This window comes from Synechococcus sp. 'PEA 65AY6A-5F PE A' (assembly GCF_047462575.1).
Lineage (GTDB): Bacteria > Cyanobacteriota > Cyanobacteriia > Thermostichales > Thermostichaceae > Thermostichus.
In genome coordinates this window covers 1-19072 of sequence record NZ_JAOALE010000002.1, presented here as the reverse complement: position 1 = coordinate 19072, position 19072 = coordinate 1, and the positions used below count along the sequence as shown (strand labels likewise).

19 protein-coding genes and 1 pseudogene are annotated in these 19072 nt (G+C 60.8%); 7 read left to right on the top strand and 13 right to left on the bottom strand.

Annotated features, from left to right (window positions below; translation table 11 throughout):
- Positions 1-46 precede the first annotated feature (46 nt).
- Together GG26_RS00885 and GG26_RS00880 are read right to left on the bottom strand one after the other, a co-directional pair.
- Entirely contained in the window at positions 47-1183 is a 1137-nt protein-coding gene (locus tag GG26_RS00885) for a citrate synthase (protein ID WP_099834862.1), read from the bottom strand.
- A gap of 193 nt (positions 1184-1376) precedes the next feature.
- Positions 1377-1919, bottom strand: a complete 543-nt coding sequence (locus tag GG26_RS00880; protein WP_011430571.1) for an NYN domain-containing protein — start codon at positions 1917-1919, stop codon at positions 1377-1379.
- Positions 1920-2371: 452 nt separating this feature from the next.
- Between GG26_RS00880 and GG26_RS00875 the strand changes: the two genes are divergently transcribed.
- On the top strand, positions 2372-4174 hold the full coding sequence (locus GG26_RS00875; protein WP_414346951.1) for an ABC1 kinase family protein: 1803 nt from the start codon (positions 2372-2374) through the stop codon (positions 4172-4174).
- 242 nt (positions 4175-4416) lie between these two features.
- Here GG26_RS00875 and GG26_RS00870 read toward each other — a convergent pair whose 3' ends face one another.
- On the bottom strand, positions 4417-4800 hold the full coding sequence (locus GG26_RS00870) for a hypothetical protein (RefSeq protein WP_011430573.1): 384 nt from the start codon (positions 4798-4800) through the stop codon (positions 4417-4419).
- 371 nt (positions 4801-5171) lie between these two features.
- Positions 5172-5711, bottom strand: a complete 540-nt coding sequence (locus GG26_RS00865; RefSeq protein WP_228375231.1) for an ATP synthase F0 subunit B — start codon at positions 5709-5711, stop codon at positions 5172-5174.
- Between the two features lie 179 nt (positions 5712-5890).
- On the opposite strand from GG26_RS00865, the gene GG26_RS00860 reads away from it, so the two are divergent.
- The 4 genes from GG26_RS00860 to GG26_RS00845 all read left to right on the top strand — a co-directional run bounded on the left by GG26_RS00860 (position 5891) and on the right by GG26_RS00845 (position 9815).
- The gene (locus GG26_RS00860) at positions 5891-6145 is read left to right on the top strand and encodes a DUF751 family protein (RefSeq protein ID WP_041439081.1); all 255 of its coding nucleotides are present in this window, start codon (positions 5891-5893) and stop codon (positions 6143-6145) included.
- Between the two features lie 11 nt (positions 6146-6156).
- On the top strand, positions 6157-6327 hold the full coding sequence (locus tag GG26_RS00855; protein ID WP_011430576.1) for a PCP reductase family protein: 171 nt from the start codon (positions 6157-6159) through the stop codon (positions 6325-6327).
- An 83-nt stretch (positions 6328-6410) separates the two neighbouring features.
- The gene (locus GG26_RS00850; protein WP_099813133.1) at positions 6411-7946 is read left to right on the top strand and encodes a site-2 protease family protein; all 1536 of its coding nucleotides are present in this window, start codon (positions 6411-6413) and stop codon (positions 7944-7946) included.
- A gap of 45 nt (positions 7947-7991) precedes the next feature.
- Positions 7992-9815: an aspartate kinase gene (locus tag GG26_RS00845; RefSeq protein WP_414388435.1), complete on the top strand. Its 1824-nt coding sequence runs from the start codon at positions 7992-7994 to the stop codon at positions 9813-9815.
- Here GG26_RS00845 and GG26_RS00840 read toward each other — a convergent pair.
- Together GG26_RS00840 and carB are read right to left on the bottom strand one after the other, a co-directional pair.
- Positions 9812-10870 carry a Photosystem Q(B) protein 1 gene (locus GG26_RS00840; RefSeq protein ID WP_414388432.1) on the bottom strand — a complete coding sequence of 353 codons (1059 nt, stop codon included), beginning with the start codon at positions 10868-10870 and terminating at the stop codon, positions 9812-9814. The two genes, GG26_RS00845 and GG26_RS00840, sit on opposite strands and share 4 nt — an antisense overlap.
- A 334-nt stretch (positions 10871-11204) precedes the next feature.
- Positions 11205-14429 carry a carbamoyl-phosphate synthase large subunit gene (gene carB / locus GG26_RS00835; RefSeq protein WP_414388430.1) on the bottom strand — a complete coding sequence of 1075 codons (3225 nt, stop codon included), beginning with the start codon at positions 14427-14429 and terminating at the stop codon, positions 11205-11207.
- Between carB and GG26_RS00830 the strand changes: the two genes are divergently transcribed.
- Positions 14410-14844: a FitA-like ribbon-helix-helix domain-containing protein gene (locus tag GG26_RS00830; protein ID WP_414346946.1), complete on the top strand. Its 435-nt coding sequence runs from the start codon at positions 14410-14412 to the stop codon at positions 14842-14844. The genes carB and GG26_RS00830 overlap by 20 nt on opposite strands.
- Here GG26_RS00830 and GG26_RS00825 read toward each other — a convergent pair.
- Genes GG26_RS00825 through GG26_RS00795 form a run of 7 tightly spaced genes read right to left on the bottom strand, consistent with a single transcriptional unit; the run spans position 14839 to position 18776 of the window.
- Positions 14839-15498, bottom strand: a complete 660-nt coding sequence (locus GG26_RS00825; protein WP_011430581.1) for a Na(+)/H(+) antiporter subunit B — start codon at positions 15496-15498, stop codon at positions 14839-14841. The genes GG26_RS00830 and GG26_RS00825 overlap by 6 nt on opposite strands.
- A complete protein-coding gene (locus GG26_RS00820; RefSeq protein WP_414388426.1) occupies positions 15495-16016 on the bottom strand; it encodes a DUF4040 domain-containing protein in 522 nt (173 codons plus the stop codon). The genes GG26_RS00825 and GG26_RS00820 overlap by 4 nt, the downstream gene beginning before the upstream one ends.
- 9 nt (positions 16017-16025) lie before the next feature.
- A complete protein-coding gene (locus GG26_RS00815) occupies positions 16026-16307 on the bottom strand; it encodes a monovalent cation/H(+) antiporter subunit G (protein WP_011430583.1) in 282 nt (93 codons plus the stop codon).
- An 11-nt stretch (positions 16308-16318) separates the two neighbouring features.
- The gene (locus GG26_RS00810) at positions 16319-16570 is read right to left on the bottom strand and encodes a hypothetical protein (RefSeq protein WP_011430584.1); all 252 of its coding nucleotides are present in this window, start codon (positions 16568-16570) and stop codon (positions 16319-16321) included.
- On the bottom strand, positions 16567-16971 hold the full coding sequence (locus GG26_RS00805; protein WP_041438403.1) for a Na+/H+ antiporter subunit E: 405 nt from the start codon (positions 16969-16971) through the stop codon (positions 16567-16569). The genes GG26_RS00810 and GG26_RS00805 overlap by 4 nt, the downstream gene beginning before the upstream one ends.
- Complete coding sequence (locus GG26_RS00800) at positions 16955-18445, bottom strand: cation:proton antiporter (protein ID WP_414388424.1); 1491 nt, start codon at positions 18443-18445, stop codon at positions 16955-16957. The genes GG26_RS00805 and GG26_RS00800 overlap by 17 nt, the downstream gene beginning before the upstream one ends.
- The gene (locus GG26_RS00795; RefSeq protein WP_011430587.1) at positions 18438-18776 is read right to left on the bottom strand and encodes a cation:proton antiporter subunit C; all 339 of its coding nucleotides are present in this window, start codon (positions 18774-18776) and stop codon (positions 18438-18440) included. Before GG26_RS00795 ends, GG26_RS00800 begins: the two co-directional genes overlap by 8 nt.
- A gap of 169 nt (positions 18777-18945) precedes the next feature.
- Here GG26_RS00795 and GG26_RS00790 point away from each other — a divergent pair.
- Positions 18946-19072 (top strand): annotated as a pseudogene (locus GG26_RS00790) (RNA-guided endonuclease TnpB family protein); the annotation flags it as partial.

Below are 19072 nucleotides of genomic sequence, written 5' to 3'. Positions count from 1 at the left end.
GCTCTATTGAGTTGGGATCCCGGCCCAGCGCCCTGTCAAACGGCTCTCAACCCCGCTCTTCTATAGGGATGTAGCGTTGCTGGCGTTCACCTGTGTACACCTGGGTGGGTCGGAAAAGCCGATTATCGGACAACTGCTCCCGCCAATGGGCCAGCCAACCCGCCGCTCGGGCAATGGCAAACACCGGTGTAAACAAATCTTCTGGGATCCCCAGCTTGGCGTAGACCAACCCTGAGTAGAAGTCCACATTCGGGTAGATCCCCTTCGGCCCCAGCAACTCCTCACACACCCGCTCCACCTCCAGGGCAATGTCGTAGTACTTGTCGTGGCCGTAGCGCTCGAACAGCTCCTCTGCCAGCCGCTGCAGGATGGTGGCCCGCGGATCCTTCACCTTGTAAACGCGATGGCCCATGCCCATAATGCGCTCTTTTTTGGCCAGCTTCTCTTCGATAAACGAGCGCACATTTTCCACCGAGCCGATTTGTCGCAACAGCCTCATCACCTGTTGGTTGGCCCCGCCGTGCAACAGCCCCGAAAGGGTACCCACCGCCGTGGCCAGGCTGCTATAGGGGCTGGCCAGGGTAGAGGCGCTCACCAGCAGGGCAAAAGTAGAGGCATTGACTGTGTGTTCGGCGTGCAAGATCAGGCAGGTATCGAAGATGCGGGCCAGCCAGGGATCCGGCTTCTTGCCGGAGAGCATGTAGAGGAAATTGGCGGCATGATCCAGGCTGTCGTCGGGGGGGATGGGATCGTTGCCCTGGCGCATCTGGTGAAACATCGCCACCATCGTCGGCAGCTTGGCGAGCAGACGGGTAACCGTGCCGAACACGTAGTCGGGATCCGCCTCTCGCACCGGATAGAACATCCCCAGACTGGCAACACAGGTTTGCAGGGCATCCATGGGGTGGCCCGACTCGGGAAACGACTTGATCATGTCGCGGATGCGGTATTTCACCCGCCGATGGCTGCGGACGGCCTGATCGAAGTTGTCCAGCTCGGCTTGCGTCGGCAGCTTGCCGAAGATCAGCAGATAGGCCGTCTCCAGAAAGGTGCTCTGGGCCGTCAGTTCCTCGATGGGAATGCCCCGATACTCCAGGATCCCTGCCTGGCCATCGACAAAACTAATGTTAGAGCGCGTGGCCGGAACGCCTTCTAGCCCCGGCCTGTATTCGCCATCCGCCATAGTCGGATCCCTGAAATGAGCCCCCCAAGGAGAGAACAGGGGCGTCACTACATTCGCTACATTAAAGCAGATCTGGATCTCTGAAGCCAGATCCCGCCTTTGCCTACCCTGAGAAGGGCTTTGGCAACCCATATCAGCCAGGGTGAGAAAGACCCTGCTCCGGTATCAGGTTTGCCTCGGAGCACCTCGCCAGTTAATGTACGGGATCCCGACCGGAGAGTCGCCAGCGGTTGAGGCGAGAGAAGGTCTCCGGGTTCAAATAGAAATCAATGCCCCGCCTGCTCGGCAGCCGCTTGGGCTGGATGCGCCGGATCTGCTCTTGAGCCTGCTGCACTTCTGCCCACAGTTGTTCTGCCGAGAGCCATTCTGCGTTGTAGCCGCCGATCACCCACTGCTGGACGCGATCTGAGGTGGCCACCCGTACCCGATAAGCCTTTGCCTGCAACTGAGCACAGAGCCGTTCGATGCAGGCGTCGGCAGTTTCCCCGTAAGCAGTGTAGAAAATCTCGATGCCGGAGGGAGAACGCTCCTGTCGGGCAGGAGTGGGCTGGGTATAGGCGTCGTACACCACAGTCGCCCGGTAGCCGCGGAAAGCCACGTAGCTGGCCAAAGATTCCACCAAGCGCAGACGCGCCAAGTCCAGCAGGGAGCGACGTGCCAACTTCTTTAGGGTGGGCCAAGCTCCGATGATGTTGTAGCCGTCAACCAATAAAACTGTGGGGGAGGAAGCTGTCATGCATAGTGGTGGATCCCTTGCCCAGGATCGCACCAATTTGTATCAGTTTGCACCCTTATCCTAATCCTTATCAAAGAGCGCCGTAAAGACCCTTTTGAGGCTGGCCCACTCACAGTCTTGGGCTTGCAAGTGAACCAGGAGAGGAAGACTGCCTCAAAGACGCCCCCCAGGGGTTGCAAGTCCTCAAGGAAAGCAGTCGTAAGGGGTCTGCCTCAGGCCCAAAGCTTTTTTCTACGCGACTTCCCTTGAGCGGTTGGGTGTTACTTTTCGCCTGAGTTCGCCCGCAGGTTTGTCGAGAAGACCATTTTTACCGCACCCGAGCTAGCAAGTTAAGATGTGTTACGAGATCCGTCGGGACTTCTATGGGCGCAATACCGTCAACAGCAGCAGTAACCAAACCAGTGGCAACCCAGCCTCGACCGGCTTCGGCAGCGGCGGGGGCTGAGGTTACCCTGTCGCAGCCAGCCCTGCGCTACGATCCGGAGCAATTGGCCGAGCAATACCGGGGGCGCTGGGATCTGGTGCTGGGGCGTCTATTCCAGTTGATCACCCCCTTTTTGGGTCTGTTGGCCTGGGTGTTTTGGGATCGCTGGCGAGGGGTGGAGCTGAAAAATCGGCCCAAGCACGCGGCGCGGCTGCGGGAGATCCTCACGGAATTGGGGCCGACAGCTATCAAAATTGGCCAGGCTCTCTCCACCCGTCCTGACCTGGTCTCGCCTCTTTTTTTAGAAGAACTGGCCAAGCTTCAGGATGAGCTGCCCCCCTTCGACAATGCCACCGCCTTTGCCCTTATCCAGTCGGAGATCGGCCAATCGGTAGAGCAGATCTTTCGCGAGATCGGCCCGGAACCGGTTGCCGCTGCCAGCCTGGGGCAGGTTTACCAGGCCTATCTGCACACAGGGGAGAAAGTCGCCGTCAAGGTGCAGCGGCCCGATTTGATCGGGCGCATCTCCCTGGACATGTACATCATCCGCAGCCTGGCCGCCTGGGCCAAGCGCACCTTCCGCCGCATCCGCAGCGACTTGGTGGGCATTGTGGATGAGTTTGCCGGGCGGCTTTACGAGGAGATGGACTACACCCAAGAGGGCCGCAACGCTGAGCGCTTCCTGGAGCTGTACCGCCACCCCTCCATCTACGCCCCGAAAATCTATTGGCAGTACACCCGCACCAAGGTGCTGACGATGGAGTGGATCGACGGCATCAAGCTGACCCAACTCGACAAAATTGCCGCTGCAGGGCTAGATGGACGGCACCTGATCGAGATTGGGGTTAACTGCTCCCTTAAGCAGCTTTTGGAGCATGGCTTTTTCCATGCTGACCCCCATCCGGGCAACCTCTTGGCCATGCACGACGGGCGGCTGGCCTACATCGACTTTGGCATGATGAGCACCATCCAGCCCCACCAGCGCTACGGCCTGATCAAGGCCATCGTCCACTTGGTGAACCGGGATTTTGTTGCCTTGGCGCAGGACTACGTGGATCTGGAGTTCCTGGATCCCGATACGGATCTCACCCCCATCATTCCCGCTTTGGAAGCTGTCTTTGCCGAGGCCCTGGGCAGCTCCGTGGCCGAGCTGAACTTCAAAAGCATCACGGATAAGCTCTCGGGGGTGATGTACGATTTTCCCTTCCGCGTGCCTGCCTACTACGCCCTGATCATCCGCTCTTTGCTCACCCTGGAGGGGATCGCCATCAGTTTGGATCCCAATTTCAAGGTGTTGAGCGTGGCCTATCCCTATGTGGCCCAGCGGCTGCTCACCGACCCGGCTCCAGAGCTACGCGCCGCCCTGCGGGAGCTGCTGTTTAACCAGGGGCAATTCCGCTGGAACCGCCTGGAGAACCTGCTGCGCAACGCCGCCAACAGCGAAGACTTTGACCTGCAGGGATCCCTGGAAAAGGCCGTCGATTTTATCTTTTCCGAGCGGGGGGCTTTCTTGCGGGAGCGGCTGGTGGATGTGCTGTTCTCCAGCTCGGGGAACGGCACCTCAGACGGCTTGGCTCATTTGCAACGTCTGTGGGAACTCCTCAGCCGCAACCCGACCTTTCAGCCGCTGCAGCTTCTGCCCATCGTCGCCAAGATAGCCACCAAGCCGGAAGCCCAGCAACTGGGCCGGCAATTGGCCTCCCGCTGGTTGCAACGCTCGGCAGCCCGGCTTATCCGCGACCTATTGTTGTCGGAGGATGAGAAAAAGCCCGTAAACGGGCACAACGGGAGCCCTGGGCCGATGAAAGCTGCAAAACCTGCTGCTGCCTGACCTTCCCCTTGCGCTGAACAGACCAGAACCTTTCTGCTCTGCGGGGCAACAAGACCAGCCTCCGGGAAAAAGCTTTGGGTTGCCCCGCGAGTGTCGGCCACTAACTAAGAAGAGCAAGCCGGGAAAATCCCAACGACATCCTTATGTTGAGAGAAGCAGGCAGAAGGAACTTTCCCGGCTGAACCCAATGGCGCAGTCTCTTCAGCGTAGTTCAGGTCTGCCCCGACGAGAGTCTACCTCTCCTAGCTGGCGCTCTCGTCTTTGGGGCTGACGGCATTGAGGGCTAGCGTCATCCACTCAGAAAATTCATCGCGGCGGAAAACCTGGGGGCAGGAGCGCGGGCCAAAACGCAGCAGGCTGGGCATGCCGTACTCCTTGAGGCGGTTCTGCAGCCAGGTGCCAACGCCGGTTTTGCCGTCGTTGGGCATTTCGGTTTGGAAGTCGCTGTACATCAGCAACAACTGGCTGCGAGATTGGAGCACAGCATTCTCTTGGATCAACTTCGGCAGGGAGAGGCTGGCGGCTGGATTGGCCCCTTTGATCCCTTTGGCCGATTCACGGCGACGGCTGCGGGAACGGGAGTTGGCATTTTCGCGGTTCTTACGGGCTTTCGGTTCAATGGTCATAGAATCTCCTAGACGACTGAGTGGTTCCCCAAAAGGGGTAAAAGCCGGAACTCGCAGGCTGAGGACAGAGCCCGCCGCGGAAGGTAGCTCGATGAGTCCAATGTTGGGGCAATCGCTGAGAAGAGGAACACACGCTCTCAGTTAAGCGAAGGGAGAACTGCGCCAGCTTGCCACAAAAGCTCGAGGTTCCTTGCCTGCAGCAGCAATCTACAGCGCGTCGAGTTCCTGGCCGCCCATCCGAGACTTGTCTTCGTCTTTCCTGGCGGAGGTTAGTTTGGTTACCACAGATCCGCAGGGTAAAGAAGCCCGGATGCTACCTTTTATATTGGCCTAAAACTGAACCGATGAACACTCTCTGGTCGAGCACAAATTTAGGTCTGAAGGTTTTGTCGCCCGTTGCGGATCACCCGCAGAGACTCCAACAGCCGCAGCTCTAGGTCTTGCAAAACCTGATCCACGTAATGATGGGCCTCCCGTTGTAGGCGCTCCGACTCCTGCAGCGTCTGTCGCCGCACCTCCTCGCTCTGTTGGTAGGTTTGTCGCAGCAACTGTTCTGCCTGCGCTTGAGCCTGGCGTAGGATGGTCGATTCGCTGACGAGCTGCTCGGCGCGGCGCTGGGCCACGGCCACGATCTCCTGGGCGTAACGATGGGCCTCGGCCAAAATCTGATCCCGCTGGCGCAGCACCTCCTCGGCTTCCTCCAAGGCTGTGGGCAGGTTGAGGCGGATGAAGTCCAACTGCTCCAGGATCTTCTCTTCGTCGATAAGGGTGCGAGACCAGAACAGACGAGGACTGCTGAGAATGGCTGCCTCCAGTTGATCCAAAGCCTCCTGGACGCGCATCAGCGCCAGGGTCTGTTCCCCAAGCAGGTCACCGGCGCGATTGAGGGCATCGGGGGGCAATTCTCGCATCAGGCCAGAGAGTGGGTGGCTGGGCTGAGCTAAGCAGGCAGGATAACGCCTACCATATCAGGTTCTCGCGGTTCTGAGCCTGGGCGGCTTCCCCCTGGTTCCTATCCCTCTTCAGCCGGGGGGACAGAAACCGGTCTCTGTGGCAAACTGAGGGGAAGTTGTTGGATTGCGATCTGCCCATGCCACAGCCGCAGCCTCCTCGTCGACTGGAAGATCAATTTGTGGAGAATGTCTCCCGCTACCCTACCTACTTCATTACCGTCTTGCTGGGGGGGATCTGGGCTGGCTTACAGCCTTTTGTTAACCTGTACCGCAAAAGTCCGACCTCGGCAGCCCTGGTTGTGCTGGGATCCCTGCTGTTGCTGCTGTTTGTCTATTTCACCCTGCGAGGCATGACAGGGCACACTCTCCTGCCGGCGTGGATGTTGCGTTGAGGGCAGGGGGGATGGACGAAGCGATAGAGTGGACGCCAGAAGCAGAGGCGCGCCTTAAAGAAATCCCCTTCTTTGTGCGTCCGGCTGCCCGTAAGAAGATTGAACAGTTTGCCCGCGAAGCCGGGATCCAGAAGATCACAGTGGCAGTTTACGAGCAGGCCAAGCAAAAGTTTGGCTCTTGAGGGATCCCCCCTGCTGGCCATAGCAGGGAGATTGGGTTTGCCGCTAGCTTGGTAGAGGTGTTCTCCTCTGTTTTTTGCAACTCATGGCAGATTGGATCCTGTTGGCACTGGTGGGTTCTGCAACCTACCTGCTGCTGCAAAAAAGTGTGGCCCGCCTCTCCAAGGTGCCCTGGCGGATCCTGTGGCTGGTGATGATGATGCCCCCTTTGATCTGGGTGCTGGGGCGTCAGGTGTTTCAGTACGAAATGCCCCCCCTGCTCATGTTGGGGCTGTTTCTGGCTTCCTATTTTACCAGCATGACTTTGGTACGCCGGGGGCGCCTCCGACCTCCAACGGCAGGCTCTCAACCGGGGGCGGAAAACACCTCGCCGGTTGCGGGATCGGATCGCGAGTCTTTGCTTGAAGCAGAGGAAGAAAAGGAGGACAGTGCTGCAGATCTGGCCTCGGCGGCTCTTGTCCACACCCCCATCTCGGAGGTGCCGCGAGAAAAGCTCAACCACTGCTTCCCCTGGAATGTTTTTTATTTGCAAAGCGTGGAGTACCGTCCCCAGGCCATCATCTGCCGCGGCAATTTGCGGGCGGATCCCACGGAAGCCTATGAGCGGGTGCAGCGCAATGTAGAAAACACTTTTGGCAAACGCTTCTTGGTGGTGCTGCAGGAGGGGTTTGCCGGCAAGCCTTTTTTTGCCTTGGTGCCCAACCCGGCGGCACGGCGCTCCCTAACCCGTCAGCAGGAGTGGCCTCTGCTGGCGCTGGGGCTGCTGCTGTTTACCTTTTGGACGACTCTCACTGCCGGGGCCCAGGCGGCTGGGGTCGGCCCTGACCGGCTGCTGCATCTCCCGTCTCTGCTGAAGGGGTTGCCCTACGCAGTTGGGATCCTGGCCATTCTGGGATCCCATGAGGGGATCCGCTACTGGGTGGCCCGCCGCCACGGCATCAAAACCTCGCTGCCCTATTTCATCCCGGTGCCCTTTGTGTTGGGAACTTTCGGGGCTTTCATCGAGCTGAAAGAGCCGGTGCCCAACCGCAAGGTGTTGTTTGATATTGCCATTGCCGGGCCGCTGGCGGGCAGCCTGGTTGCTTTGGCGATGTTGCTGCTGGGGCTGTCCTTTTCGGCGCCTGGGGATCCGCCGGCGGTGCCGGAGGGGCAGCCCACCCCAATTAGCTTCCATCGCATCGACCCACGCCTCTCGGTGCTGCTGGCGATCTTGGCGCGTATGGTGCTGGGGGATCAGTTGCAGCCGGGCCAGGTGATCGATCTGCACCCGCTGGCCTTTGCCGGCTGGCTGGGCCTGGTGGTGATCGCGTTTAACCTGGTGCCGGTGGGCCAACTGGATGGGGGGCACATTGTCCACGCGGTGTACGGGCAGCAGATGGGAGCCAATGTGGGCCGGGTAGCTCGCTGGCTGGTGCTGCTGTTGGCTTTGACGGTGCAGCCCTGGCTACTCTTGTGGGCGCTGCTGCTGTTTGTCATCTCCAGCGCCGACGAGCCGGCCCTCAACGACGTCACGGAGCTGGACGAGGGGCGGGATCTGCTGGGGCTGGGGATGCTGACGCTGCTGGTGCTGATCCTGCTGCCGGTGCCGCCCTTTTTGCAAAGCTGGCTGGCCTTGGCCTAGTTCGGGGTAGGATCCAAACCACGTCCAACCAGCTCAGCCCAAGCCATGCAAGCGGGTTTAATTGTCCAGAAGTACGGCGGCACCTCCGTCGGCTCCATCGAGCGCATCCAAGCCGTGGCCCAGCGGGTGGCCCACACGGTGGATCGGGGGCAGCGGGTGGTGGTGGTGGTCTCGGCCATGGGGGACGAAACCGACCGCCTCGTGGAGCTGGGGGAGCAGATCTTGCAGGGATCCCCGACCACACCGGCCCAGTGGCGGGAGTGGGACATGCTCCTTTCCACGGGCGAGCAGGTAAGCATTGCCCTGCTGGCCTTGGCGCTGCAGCGCTTGGGCTATCCTGCCGTTTCGCTGACGGCGGCTCAGGTAGGGATTGTTACCACCCGGGATCACGGGCGGGCCCGCATTTTGCACATCCACACCGACCGCCTCTGGCAACACCTAGAGCGGGGAGAGGTGGTGGTGGTGGCCGGGTTTCAGGGCATCACCAGCCCGGCGGAGCTGGAGATCACCACCCTGGGGCGGGGGGGATCGGACACCACAGCGGTGGCCTTGGCGGTGGCTTTGGGGGCAGAGCTGTGTGAGATCTACACCGATGTGCCGGGGATCTTTACCACCGACCCGCGCAAGGTACCCGAGGCCAGGCTGTTGCCGGAGATTACCGCCGACGAGATGCTGGAGCTGGCCAGCCTGGGGGCGCAGGTGCTCCACCCCCGCTCGGTGGAGATTGCCCGCAACTACGGCGTCAAGCTGCGGGTGCGCTCCAGCCTGGAACCGTTGCAGGCGGGATCCGAGGGCACCCTCATTCTTGCTCCCCCTCCCCGTCCTCGCCCCGCCGACAGCAGCATTGAGCTGGGCCAGGCAGTGGATACGCTGGAGCTGGATCGGGATCAGGCCAAGTTGGTGCTGGTGGGAGTGCCGGATCGCCCGGGCATTGCCGCGCAACTGTTCCAGGAAATTGCGGCAGCCGGGATCAATGTCGATTTAATCCTGCAGTCGCTCCACCTCAGTGCAGCCGAGGGATCCCCTATCAACGACATTGCTTTTACCGTCAGCCGGGCGCAGGCGGCCCAGGCGGCAGCCGTGGCGCGGCAGGTGGGCCAGCAGCTGGGGTGTAGGGAAGTCATCGTCGATGAGGCGGTGGCCAAAGTCAGCATTGCCGGGGTGGGGATGATGGGCCGCCCGGGCATTGCCGCCCAGATGTTCCAGGTGCTGGCAGAAGCTGGGATCAATCTCCAAATGATCTCCATGTCGGAGATCAAGGTGAGCTGTGTGGTGGCTGACGAGCGGGCCGGGGAGGCCGCCCTGGCGCTGGGGGAAGCGTTCCAGGTGATCCCCCATTTGCATCGGGTCAAGGCAGCCCCTTGCGGGGATCCCCGCCCAAGCGACCACCCGGTGCGCGGCGTTGCCCTGGATTTGAAGCAGTCGCGGCTGGGCCTGCGCAAGGTGCCGGATCGCCCGGGGACGGCTGCCCATCTGTTTGGACGCCTGGCCGCTGCCGGTATCATCGTCGACACCATCATCCAAAGCCAGCGGGGCTACCACAACGGGATCCCCAGCACCGACATCGCCTTTACGGTGCCTCAGGATCAGGCCAGGGCGGCTGAGGCCGTGTGCCGGCAGGTGGCCGAGGAGCTGCAGGCGGCGGGGGTCGAGACCGACCACGACATTGCCAAAGTCAGCATCGTCGGTGCCGGGATGGAAACATATCCCGGCGTGGCTGCCCGTTTGTTCAAGGCTCTGGCCGACGCCGGGATCAACATTGAGATGATCGGCACCTCAGAGATTAAGGTGAGCTGCGTGGTGCGGCGGGAGCAGGGGGTGCGTGCCCTCCAGGCCGCCCACCGTGCCTTCGGGCTGGATCGACCCTAGTCCACCTTGGCCGCTAGCAAGAGAGGAAAGTGGTGGGCGTTGGGGGCGTGCATGGCCTGGATCCCCAGATTGGCGCGGTTGATCAAATCGGCGTAGGTGGGGATGAACCGGCCCTGGCTGTCCAGGAGGGACTGGTTAAAGTTAAAGCCGTTGAGGTTAAAGGCCATCATCCCAATGCCGATGGCTGCCGCCCAAATCCCTACGGTGGGCAGAGCCGCCATCCAGAAGTGGACGGAACGGCTGTTGCGCCAGCCAAGGCCGGGGATCCCCAGCCGCCCCAAGAAGGCGTAGTGGCCGGCCAGGAAGTTGTAGGTAACTTCTTCTTGGCCAAAGCGGTAGCCAGCATTGGCCGACTCCTCCTCCGAGGTCTCCCGGATCAGGCTGGAGATCACCAGCGAGCCGTGCAGAGAGGCCAGCAGGGCGCCGCCAAACACCCCCGCCACCCCCAGCCAACTGGTGGGGTGCATCAAGATGTTGTGTTCCGCCTGGAAGGCCAGCATGAAGTGGAAGGTGCCGGCAATGCCCAGCGGCAGCCCCTCCGAAAAGCTGCCCTGGCCGATGGGATAGACCAAGAGCACCGCCGTCGCAGCCGCCGCTGGGGCGGAGAAAGCCACCGCAATCCAGGGGCGCATGCCCAGCCGGTAGCTCAGCTCCCACTGCCGGCCCAAATAGCACCAGATGCCGATTAAAAAGTGGAGCACGATGAGCTGGTAGGGGCCGCCGTTGTAGAGCCACTCCTCCAAAGAGGCAGCTTCCCAGATGGGGTAAAAGTGCAGGGCAATGGCGGCTGAGGTGGGCACCACCGCCGCAGAAATGAGGTTATTGCCCCCCAACAAAGAGCCGATCACCGGCTCGCGGATCCCGTCCACATCCACCGGCGGAGCGGCAATAAAAGCGATAACAAAACAGAAGACCGCCGCCAACAACGTCGGGATCATCAATACGCCAAACCAGCCGATATACAGCCGATTTTCGGTGCTGGTGATCCATTGACAAAAACTTTCCCAACTCCAGAGCCGCCGCGCGGCCGCGGAGCGACGAATGACCGTACTCATAGGCCAACTCCTAGAAAATTTCACCAAAGCCCCTCTCTCTTGGGCTTGCCAAGCCGACGTCAGGAGAGCGCCCGACAAGGCCTGGCCTGAGGGAGCTTTCTTCCAAACTAGACAGTTTTCGGGATGCCGGCAGGGATCCCTAACTTGCGCAGCCAGAATGTGAAACAAATTGATTTATCGATACAAATAGGCAAATCAGTGTTGCGATTTTGATGCATTGGTCTCAGCTTTTCCTGGGCAGCCAAAGCCACTTTCGCCAACCGAGAACTTCAGAGTTTCTTAAGGTTAAGGTCTTAAGAATTTCTTCAGAAAGGCAACCCAAGAAGGCTGAGATCTATCGTCCCATTTCGGCGTGAAACTCCTGCAGCGACTTCACCCCCAGGGATCCCGACTGCAGAGCGCGGATGGCGGCAGCGGTGGCTCTGGCCCCGGCCAGGGTGGTGACCAAGGGGATCTTGTAGGCCAGGGCAGTGCGGCGGATCTTTTGGCCATCTTGCTGCGCCTCGACACCGGAAGGGGTGTTGACGATGAGCTGAATCTGGCGGTTTTTGATGGCGTCGATGACGTGGGGCCGGCCCTCGTGCAGCTTGAGCACCTTCTCGACCGGGATCCCGTGCTCGGCCAGCACTTTTTGGGTGCCGGCAGTGGCCAGCAGGCGAAAGCCCAGCTGGACAAAATCTTGGGCCACCGGGATCACCGCCTGCTTGTCGCGGTCGCTGACGCTGATGAACACCGTGCCCTCTAGGGGCAGGTCCTGGCCGGCAGCCAGTTGCGCTTTGGCAAAGGCGCGGCCAAAGTCCGTATCAATCCCCATCACCTCACCAGTAGAGCGCATCTCTGGCCCCAGCAGGGCGTCGCTACCGGGGAACTTGTGAAACGGCAGCACTGCCTCCTTGACCGCCACGTAGGGTGGGATCACCTCCTGGGTAAAGCCCAGCTCCGCCAGGGTTTTGCCGCTCATCACCTGGGCGGCGTAGCTGGCCAGGGGGTGGCCGATGGCCTTGCTGACAAACGGCACGGTGCGGGAAGCGCGCGGGTTGGCCTCCAGGATGTAGACCTGCTTTTTCTGGACGGCATACTGCACGTTCATGAGCCCCACCACCCTGAGAGCTTGGGCCAGCTTCACCGTCCAGTCGCGAATGACTTGCAGCACTTCGGGGCTGAGGGTGCGGCTGGGCAAGACACAGGCAGAATCCCCGGAGTGGATCCCGGCCTGCTCGATGTGCTCCAGGATCCCGCCAATGGTTACAGCCCCGGTGTGGTCGGCAATGGCATCCACATCCACCTCCACCGCGTCTTCCAGAAACTGGTCCACCAGCACGGGACGGTCGGGATCCACCGCCACGGCTAGCTGCATGTAGCGCCGCAGGTCTTGATCCGAGTAGACAATCTCCATGGCCCGTCCCCCCAGCACATAGCTGGGCCGCACCACCACCGGGTAGCCGATGCGGCGGGCAATCTCCAGGCTTTCTTCCACGCTGCGGGCAATGCCGTGGGCCGGCTGGCGGATCCCCAATTCCTGGAGCAGGCGCCCAAAGCGGCCGCGATCCTCGGCTATGTCGATGGAGTCAGGAGAGGTGCCCCAGATGGGGGCCTGGGCTGCTGCCAGCCCCTGGGCCAGCTTCAGGGGGGTTTGGCCGCCAAACTGCACGATTAGGCCCAGCGGCTGCTCCGCTTCCACCAGGTTCATCACTTCCTCATGGGTCAGGGGCTCAAAGTAGAGGCGATCAGCGGTGTCGTAGTCGGTGGAAACGGTCTCGGGGTTGGAGTTGACCATGATGGTCTCATAGCCAAGGCGTCTGAGGGCAAAGACGGCATGACAGCAGCAGTAGTCGAACTCGATCCCCTGGCCGATGCGGTTGGGACCGCCCCCCAGGATCATCACCTTTGGCTTGGCGGTGGGGAAGGTCTCGGATTCGCTCTCGTAGGTGGAGTACTGGTAAGGGGTGGCCGCCTCGAACTCGGCAGCGCAGGTGTCCACGGTTTTGTAGGTGGGGATCACCCCCAGGGCCTTGCGGCGATCCCGCACCTGGGCTTCCGTGCAGCCGGTCAGGTGGGCAATTTGTCGGTCGCTAAAGCCCATCTGCTTGAGATGGCGCAGGTCTTCGGCCGTCAGGGATCCCAATTCCCGCCCCTTGAGGACCTGCTCCACCTCCACCAGCTCCTGCAGCTTGTCGATAAACCAGGGATCGATGTGGGTAAGCTGAGCAATTTCCTGAACGGAAAAGCCCATGAGCAGAGCCGTGCGGATGGTCAAGAGGCGCAAGGGGTTGGGGGTGCGCAGGTTGGCCCGCACCTCCTCTGGGGTGGGGAAGACTTCAGGCCGGTTGCTGCCAAAGCCGGGGCGGTCGATCTCCAGGGATCGCAAGGCCTTCTGGATGGACTCCTGGAAGGTGCGGCCAATGGCCATCGCCTCCCCCACCGACTTCATCTGCGTGGTCAAAACCGGCTCCGAGCCGGGAAACTTCTCAAAGGCAAAGCGGGGGATCTTGGTGACCACATAGTCAAGGGTGGGCTCGAAGCTGGCCGGGGTTTTGCGGGTGATGTCGTTGGGGAGCTCCGGCAGCGTGTAGCCTACGGCCAGCTTGGCGGCGATCTTGGCAATGGGAAACCCAGTGGCCTTGCTGGCCAAAGCAGAAGAGCGGGAAACCCGCGGGTTCATCTCGATCACCCGCACCTCGCCGTTGGCGGGGTTGACGGCAAACTGCACGTTGGATCCCCCGGTTTCCACCCCAATCTCGCGCATGATGGCGATGGCGTAGTCGCGCAGCCGCTGGTACTCCTTGTCGGTGAGGGTCTGGGCCGGGGCCACGGTGATGGAGTCGCCAGTGTGAACCCCCATGGGGTCGATGTTTTCAATCGAGCAGATGATCACCACGTTGTCCGCCAGATCCCGCATCACCTCCAACTCAAACTCCTTCCAGCCGATCACCGACTCCTCCACCAAGATCTGGGAAACGGGGCTGGCCTCCAGGCCGGCGGCGCAGATCTCTTCAAATTCTTCTTGGTTGTAGGCCACCCCCCCCCCTGTGCCCCCCAGGGTATAGGCGGGGCGGATGATGAGGGGATAGCCGATCTCGTGAGCGATCTGCTTGGCTTCGGCCAGGCTGCGGGCCAGCCCCGAGCGCGGCACCGCCAGGCCAAGCCGCTGCATCGCCTGCTTAAACAGCTCCCGATCCTCGGCTTTTTCGATGGCCTCCCGCTTGGCCCCGATCAGCTCCACCCCGTACTGGTCCAAGATCCCGCGCCGGGCCAGCTCCACCGCTACATTGAGGGCCGTCTGTCCCCCCATGGTGGGCAGCAGGGCATCGGGGCGCTCCCGCTCGATGATCTGGGCCACGAAGTCCGCCGTCACCGGCTCGATGTAGACGCGATCCGCCATACTGGGATCCGTCATGATGGTGGCCGGGTTGGAGTTGACCAAGATCACCTCGTAGCCCTCTTCTCGCAGGGCTTTGCAGGCTTGGGTGCCGGAGTAGTCGAACTCGCAGGCTTGGCCAATGACGATCGGCCCCGCTCCGATGAGCAAGATCTTGTGAATGTCGGTACGGCGCGGCATAGGGATCCCAGGGGTGGCAGGGTCAGCCTTCTATTGTAGAGGTCGCCTGCAGGTCAAGTTGCTCAACGGACAGGGAAACGTCCTGCTGTCAACGCTATCTTTGCGGCAAAGCCATCCATGGATCTGCCGATCGAGGAGACGCTCTACGGCCACTCCAATTGTTCGCAACGTTGATGGGGCCATTGTCAAAGTTCTGAAAGAAAGGGCTAGGCCTCACGGTGGGAGTGCAGAAGCCGAACATCGCAAAATCCTCAAGCAAGTCTTACTCCAACTTGCAAAAAAGTCCTTTGCCAAGTGCTCGGATCGATCCCAAACATTGGTGAAGATTCGGACTTCGAGCGGATGCAAGAAGATAACACCGCCCACGATGTATTGGCTTGACACGAGCGTTATCAACCCGTTCGAGCCTTCATAACAAGCCGCGGTAGCGAATAAAAATTAAAATCGCCGCCCAGGATCCCAGCGCCACCTTGATGGCCACCAAAATGTTGAGGATTGGGATCCAGCCGCCGCTAAAAAGTGCCCCCAGCTCGCCCTTGGGTAGTTCCCAACCGGCCAGGGCGATTACAGCCACCCCGATAAACGTCACCACCGACAGCTTCTCCCACATCGCGGCTTGCCACCGCTTGTAGATGGCCTCCATCCAGGTCGAAGAGGCGGTGATCGCCACCAAGCCAATCGCCGTTCCTCCCGCCACGCCGGCAGCAAACCCCCCGCCCGGCGTCAGGTGACCCCGAATGGCCAGCTCCACCCCAATCAGAGCGGAGATGGTGGCCCCCACCCGCGCCAACACAATTGAGGGAATATCGGTAAACTGAGCTACATTGGCCGTCGGTCGCTCATCCGCCAGCAGGTACTGCGCGCCCAGAATGGCCGTAGAAAACACGACGACTTCAAAGACGGTGTCGTAAAGGCGGTTGCGCAGGATCAAGCCCGTCACCGTATTGGGCACGCCGCTTTCTCCGGCCAGAACCGCCACAGGCTCAAAGGCAGGAGAAACAGCTCCCGCGTCGGCAACCATGAGCTGCAAGGCTGCCAGCAGCGCCGCCACCCCGTACAACCACCTCATGGCAGGAGGACCTCAGAAAGCAGGGCTTGTTGCGTCAAGATGGCCTGCAGGCGGGGCACGCGCGTTACCAAGCGATACTCTGCCACCTCCTCATCGGGCTCAAGGGCAATGGTGTGCACCTCCCGGCTGTGAAGGGCAGCCAACAACGCCTCTGCACTTCCATAGACGGCCAACTCCAGACGCATGTGGTACTGCTGTAGCCCTTGGCGCATCTGCTGTAACAACTGCTGTGCTACTGAGGTCCTGGCCGCCAACAGAGGACTGTCTTCGAGAACGCCCAAGCGCATACTCAACGAGGAACGCACCGCGATGGCATAGAGCGTAATGGACAGCATGGTGCCCACCAGCGCCTCAGTAAGCGCCACATCCGCCGCCCCAAACAAGGCATAGATCAGAGCAGCGATGGATCCCAGAATGCCGCGCATCACCAAGGCATGATAGGGATTGGTCTGGGTCACCACCAAGGCAGCCGTCAAGGGCAACAGCAGGGCGATCACCAGCAACAAAGTCTCTTCCATCCTGTCCTCCTATAGGGACTTGCGCTGCGAGCAAAAGGCCAGCACATAGCCCAAGATGGTGTTCCAAATGGCCAAGGAAATCAGGGCCAACACCAGCAGAGGCCACTCCCTTGGGATCCGCAGCAACAGCCCCAGCATGATGCTCATGGATCCCAGCGTGTCCGACACCGAAAGGCCGTGCAGCTTAAACAAAATCGAGCGATCCCCAAGGAGCGGCGCTGTTCCCCACAGCCAAAACAGCACCCCGATCCCAAACAGAAGATAGCTGAGAGCCTCCACCAAAACTTCCATGTTGATTCCCCTTAAAGCATTTCCAAGCGCTTGAGCACGTGGGCCAGCAGCATTAGGGCTGCATTGCCCACCGACAAAATCAAGACCCCCACAATCCCGATCATCCAGTCATCCCGCACCACAGATACCACCAAAACCAGGATGGCCGTCTTGGTCGATAAGCTGGCAAAAGCCAGCATCGTCTGCCAAATATCCTCCTTCAGCCAGGCGGCATACAGCGGCAGGCATAGGGTCAAAGTCAGCAGAAACAGCAGTAGATTCACGCCTCCTCCCGCGGCTTGAGCAGATGCACCTCGTAGGTGCCTTGGGCATCGCAATTGAGCACAATGGTTTTGGGCGTAAAAGTAATCAAAAAGATGTCGAGAAACACTAGTCCCGCCGAACGATTGGGGAGAGTTTGTTTGTATACAACCTCCTCTACGGTGTGGGGTCTGAGGATCATCTCAAAGGCCTCCCAGTAAGCTTTCGGAACGGCGAAAACGATCTCCCTGAGCACCCGCCCCCAATCCCGCCACCGCACTGGCGCAGAGGCCTGCCGAGGCAGCAGCAGCGTCGCCGCCACCCCGATGGCCACATTGTCCCAACTCAGATTACCCGTCAGCAAAAACCAAATCAAAAGCCGCAGGCCAATTTCCAGCAAGCCCAACTCAGGGTAGCGCCACATGGTTCACTCCACTTAGCAGAATCCAGGCCAGCACCAACACCACGCTCAAGCCGCCCACCACTGCCTCTAGCCCTTCATCCAGACGCCATCCCTTCACAGGAATTCGCTCCCAAAACCAGCCCAGCGGGATCCCGAGGCCCAAGCTAAGGAACGCCTTGATGAGATTATCGACGTCATAGGCCGCTGGCAGCCAGAACCAGAGCAAGCCCCCGCCCCAAAGGACTAGGGCCACCTTGTCTGGCCAACCGGCTGCCGGGGTAGTGTCCCCGTTTGTTTGAGAAGGAAAAGCTCGCAGCACCCGCACGGCTATGCAGGTGGTGCCGACAGTAACCCCCACCAGCAGCCACTCGTGCCAGGGATCCAGAGCTGACAAGCTAAGGGCCTTGGCTGCATAGCCCAAAGTGCCGGGCACCCCCGCCAGCGAGGCCGTCCCCAAGATCAGCAGCGACCAGCGCCAGCGATTGGTTATCGCAGCCCCGACAAACAACAAGGGCTTCGCCAGCCCATGGGCCAGGCCGTACAAACCCGCCCACTGGGGTGCAGCGATGACAAATCCCATCTGCGACACCGAGCTCCAGGCCAAAAGGCGCTGGGGCGTGCTGGCCATCAAAGCCAGAAGGATCCCAAAGACCGCCGCGCCTGCGCTGAAGTAGGGCAGCCCCTGCGCCAAGACGGGCGAGAACTCGCTGCAGCGCACAAGGGCCATGGCGCCTGCTTTTGTAGTAAAACCGCTGAGCACCGCCGCAATGACAGGATCGGCAGTGGCGTAGGTGAGGGGCAGCCACAGGCCGGCGACGAAGACTGCCCCCTTGGCCAGAAGGCCAACGGCAATCAAGGCAAGAGCCGTGGGGTCGGCCAGGGCCAAGCCGCTCATCGCCAGGGATCCGGTGCGCACATAGACCAGCATGGATCCCACCAGGTAGAGGAGCATGGCCACATTGCTCATGAACAGGTAGCGCAGCCCCACCCAGAGCTGACGGTCGCGAGAGCGGTGCGGGGCGCTTTCCCCCAGGATCGGCTGGGACTCTGCTCGGCGACTGTAGGTGAGCAGCAAAAACACGCCGATGCTGAGCACCTCCAGGGCCACATAGACGCTGATCAGGTCAGCGCTGATGACGACGGCGTTGGCGCTGCCGTGGACGATCAGCAACTGCATGGCCAGAAAGCGGCTGCCCACAAAGCGCCGATCCAAATACAGGGCCACCCCAAGGGTGACCAGGCCATGGGCCAGGAGCATGGCCGCGGCGTTGCCATCGATCCGCAACGTCACCCCGAAGTGATCCAGCAACTGGAGCTCCAACGGCGCAGCAGTTGCCCCTGGCAGGCCTCCCTGCTGCACTGCGCAGGCTATCGTCAGTCCAGCCATGATGACCAGGCTGGGACGGGTCAAAGCCGGCAGCAAGTAGGTGGCAAAGGCCAGCCAAAAGGGCAGTGCCACCCAGACCAACGTCAGTTCGGTCGTCAGCTCAGTCATCAGCTACCGCCTGCTCAATACTCTCCACTTCCAAGGTGGGATGATCGCGGGACAGCTTCATCACCCCCACCAACATCAGGGCTTGTACCGACAGGCCGATGACGATGGCCGTGAGGATGATTCCTTGCGGAACCGGGTCGGCATAGTCCACCTGGCGCCAGGGCTTGTAGATGGGAGTGAACACGCCGGTGCGGGCGGCCCAAATGACAAAAAAGGCGATGACCCCAGTGCTCATCACATCCATGGCCAAGATTTTCATGATCAGATTGCGCTTGACCACCACTCCCCAAAAGCCCAGCAGGATCGTAAGGATAATTGCAGCGTGTGCCATGGGTACCTTGCCGTTTGAGCCTCGATGGTGATTTTCCATTCAGCTAGAAGCCGCAGGAGCCCTGCTCCGTACCCCCCTATATCCCCCCCGTATACGGGGGGACTGGGGGGCCGGGGGCCGGGCCGGTCAGTGACGGGAGAAATGCGGTCTGTTGATGTACCATCACAGCATGACTCAAGTCCTGACCATCTCCTGCAAGCTCAAGGTATCTAATTCCCAAGCCGCCAAGCTGGATGCGACTCTGGACGCCTTTGTGCAGGCCTTGAACTGGGTCAACCAAAACACGCCGGAGAAGA

What these genes read in the sequence shown, in the direction of transcription:
- GG26_RS00865 (WP_228375231.1), bottom strand. Translation starts at nt 5,711, where the DNA reads ATGCGAGAATTGCCCCCCGATGCCCTCAATCGCGCCGGTGACCTGCTT.
- GG26_RS00815 (WP_011430583.1), bottom strand. Translation starts at nt 16,307, where the DNA reads ATGGAAGTTTTGGTGGAGGCTCTCAGCTATCTTCTGTTTGGGATCGGG.
- GG26_RS00845 (WP_414388435.1), top strand. Translation starts at nt 7,992, where the DNA reads ATGCAAGCGGGTTTAATTGTCCAGAAGTACGGCGGCACCTCCGTCGGC.
- GG26_RS00805 (WP_041438403.1), bottom strand. Translation starts at nt 16,971, where the DNA reads ATGTGGCGCTACCCTGAGTTGGGCTTGCTGGAAATTGGCCTGCGGCTT.
- GG26_RS00825 (WP_011430581.1), bottom strand. Translation starts at nt 15,498, where the DNA reads ATGAGGTGGTTGTACGGGGTGGCGGCGCTGCTGGCAGCCTTGCAGCTC.
- GG26_RS00860 (WP_041439081.1), top strand. Translation starts at nt 5,891, where the DNA reads ATGCCACAGCCGCAGCCTCCTCGTCGACTGGAAGATCAATTTGTGGAG.
- carB (WP_414388430.1), bottom strand. Translation starts at nt 14,429, where the DNA reads ATGCCGCGCCGTACCGACATTCACAAGATCTTGCTCATCGGAGCGGGG.
- GG26_RS00880 (WP_011430571.1), bottom strand. Translation starts at nt 1,919, where the DNA reads ATGACAGCTTCCTCCCCCACAGTTTTATTGGTTGACGGCTACAACATC.
- GG26_RS00795 (WP_011430587.1), bottom strand. Translation starts at nt 18,776, where the DNA reads ATGGCACACGCTGCAATTATCCTTACGATCCTGCTGGGCTTTTGGGGA.
- GG26_RS00850 (WP_099813133.1), top strand. Translation starts at nt 6,411, where the DNA reads ATGGCAGATTGGATCCTGTTGGCACTGGTGGGTTCTGCAACCTACCTG.
- GG26_RS00870 (WP_011430573.1), bottom strand. Translation starts at nt 4,800, where the DNA reads ATGACCATTGAACCGAAAGCCCGTAAGAACCGCGAAAATGCCAACTCC.
- GG26_RS00855 (WP_011430576.1), top strand. Translation starts at nt 6,157, where the DNA reads ATGGACGAAGCGATAGAGTGGACGCCAGAAGCAGAGGCGCGCCTTAAA.
- GG26_RS00885 (WP_099834862.1), bottom strand. Translation starts at nt 1,183, where the DNA reads ATGGCGGATGGCGAATACAGGCCGGGGCTAGAAGGCGTTCCGGCCACG.
- GG26_RS00830 (WP_414346946.1), top strand. Translation starts at nt 14,410, where the DNA reads ATGTCGGTACGGCGCGGCATAGGGATCCCAGGGGTGGCAGGGTCAGCC.
- GG26_RS00800 (WP_414388424.1), bottom strand. Translation starts at nt 18,445, where the DNA reads ATGACTGAGCTGACGACCGAACTGACGTTGGTCTGGGTGGCACTGCCC.
- GG26_RS00820 (WP_414388426.1), bottom strand. Translation starts at nt 16,016, where the DNA reads ATGGAAGAGACTTTGTTGCTGGTGATCGCCCTGCTGTTGCCCTTGACG.
- GG26_RS00840 (WP_414388432.1), bottom strand. Translation starts at nt 10,870, where the DNA reads ATGAGTACGGTCATTCGTCGCTCCGCGGCCGCGCGGCGGCTCTGGAGT.